The organism is Caballeronia sp., from assembly GCF_049581465.1.
Taxonomy (GTDB): Bacteria; Pseudomonadota; Gammaproteobacteria; order Burkholderiales; family Burkholderiaceae; genus Caballeronia.
In genome coordinates, this window is sequence record NZ_JBAUSA010000524.1 from 1 (window position 1) to 1,848 (window position 1,848).

A 1,848-nucleotide genomic window follows, 5' to 3' on the forward strand; every position below is an offset into this window, starting at 1 on the left:
CGGCTCGGTGCGCGGTGTGAGCTATGTCGTGCATCGCGGTCCGCTCGCGACACACGGGGCGGCGGCCGGAACGGTTCTGACGTTTCAGGAGTCGCGTGCCGTCGAGCGCCTCGACCGCACCCTGCGCTCGACGCAGCGGACTCAGCAATTCACTGCGCGCTACCGGCTTGACGATCTGGTCGGCGAATGTGCGTCGATGCAGCGGGTTCGCACGCTCGTCCAGCGCTACGCGAAATCGACCGCGACGTTGCTGATCCTCGGCGAAAGCGGGACCGGCAAGGAGATGGTCGCGCAGAGCATGCATCACTTAAGCGCGCGGCGCGACTTCGCGTTTGTCGCGATCAACTGTGGCGCGTTTCCGGAAGCGTTGCTCGAAAGCGAGTTGTTCGGCTACGAGGAGGGCGCATTCACCGGCGCGCGCAAGGGCGGCAAGGCCGGGTTGATCGAGGCGGCGCATCGCGGCACGCTGTTTCTCGATGAAATCGGTGAGATGCCCTTGCCGCTGCAAAGCCGCCTGCTGCGTGTTTTGCAGGAACGCGAGGTCGTGCGACTCGGCTCGACGGAACCGACGCGCGTCGATATACGGGTGATTGCCGCGACGCACCAGGCGCTGACCGATGCCATGGAGGCCGGTACGTTTCGCGCGGATCTTTATTATCGGCTCAACATCCTGAACATCGCTTTACCGCCATTGCGTGAGCGGCCGACTGACCTGATGCTGCTCGCCGTCGAACTATTGCAGCAGGCTGCGAAGCGCGAGCCGCGGCTTCGTGCGCGAGTCCGCAACGCGGATGTTGCCGGGCGCGCGCTCGCGGGCATCGGTGAATCGCTGTCTAGCTATGCGTGGCCGGGCAACGTGCGCGAACTGCAAAATGTGATCGAACGAATTGCCGTCGAACTGGCCGATGCGGATGGCGCCGACATCAGCGCGCTCACCAGTGACGATCTGTACTTGATCGCACCAGAACTCTTCGAGACACGTTCAGGCGCGCGAGACGAAGCGCTGACGCTTCGCGAGCGCAGCCGCCACATTGAGGCGGACGAGATCCGCGCGGCACTCGCTTCCTGCAATGGCGACCGGGAGGCAGTCTGCAAGGCGCTCGGAATCAGTAAGACTACGTTATGGAGAAAGTTGAATGGGGCAGGAGGTCGCAAGTCGTGAAAGGACATGGGCTTGCGGGGAATTACCGGCGGCCCGCGTAGTCATCTTCGCATCTTCGATCGTCACGCTGGCGCCGGCCGATCACGTCTCTCCCGAGGGTGCGGGACCCGCATCGCCACCATGCTCCGCGACTGCACGATCGCCGAGATGATCATCGACAGCACTGCCTATCGTCGGATGGAATTGCGCGTCCCCGAGAAGGTCCGTCAGTTCGAAGCGCCTGAGTTTGTCGCGCACGGGGTCCTTAAGCTCTGCGAAGTGTAACTCGATGCCACGCGCTCTTAGCTTGCGGATCAACTCGCGAAGCATATCCGCCGACGTCACGTCCACGCTCGTCACCGGCTCTGCCGCCACGACCACGCGGCGCACCTGTGTCGGCGATTGCGCGATGGCCTGTGACAGACGCTCCTGAAACTGCTCGGCGTTGGCGAAGAAAAGCGGTGCATCCCAGCGGAACAGCACAAGACCGGTAATCCGTTCGCCGTGCGGATAGCGCTCCAGATCGTGGTAGCCGCGCAAGCCGGGAACGCGCCCGAGAACCGCGAAATGCGGTCTCCAGCCATCCCACAGAAATTCAGCGATCGCGATCGCCACCGCAAGGCAGATACCGGGGATGGCGCCGAAAACAGCGACGCCCGCCAGGCACGCGATGGATAGCCAGAACTCCCATTGCTGGATGCGAAAAA

At 63.3% G+C, this 1,848-nt stretch carries 2 protein-coding genes; one reads left to right on the forward strand and one right to left on the reverse strand.

Annotation, left to right across the window (positions count from 1 at the left end):
* A partial coding sequence (prpR, locus tag WCA53_RS12865) for a propionate catabolism operon regulatory protein PrpR (protein WP_423910399.1) occupies nt 1-1,162 on the forward strand: 1,162 nt, incomplete at its 5' end.
* Between the two features lie 81 nt (nt 1,163-1,243).
* Here prpR and WCA53_RS12870 read toward each other — a convergent pair.
* Nucleotides 1,244-1,848 (reverse strand): STAS domain-containing protein (locus tag WCA53_RS12870; RefSeq protein ID WP_423910402.1); only part of this gene is annotated, 605 nt, incomplete at its 5' end.